At 43.8% G+C, this 226-nt stretch carries 1 protein-coding gene; it reads left to right on the top strand.

Annotation, left to right across the window (positions count from 1 at the left end):
* Nucleotides 1-226, top strand: a 226-nt coding sequence (locus QCD85_RS23775; protein ID WP_301264095.1) for a hypothetical protein, incomplete at both ends; no start/stop codon positions are given.

The following is a 226-nucleotide window of genomic DNA, read 5'->3' as shown; positions in this document are numbered from 1 at the left end:
ACTGCTTACAGATTAAGCCAACATCAGGTCTGATTCAGCTTCGAGATGCTTCATGTACGAATAGTACTTTGCAACAGTCTTATGAGTTCGACGTTCAAGCTGGGCAGACGTATCATTTGAAAGTCAATGCCAGCGGCTCTCAGTTTAGCGTCTATTGGGATAAGCAGTATCGTCCTGTGATGCTAGTAACAGATACAACCTATCTTTCAGGGTATTTGGGCTTGCA

The sequence above is a fragment of the Paenibacillus sp. PsM32 genome (assembly GCF_030433815.1).
In the GTDB taxonomy this organism is placed as follows: domain Bacteria; phylum Bacillota; class Bacilli; order Paenibacillales; family Paenibacillaceae; genus Saccharibacillus; species Saccharibacillus kyungheensis.
Note: the sequence above shows the minus strand (reverse complement) of the source record. Positions and strands in the feature narration are given on the sequence as shown.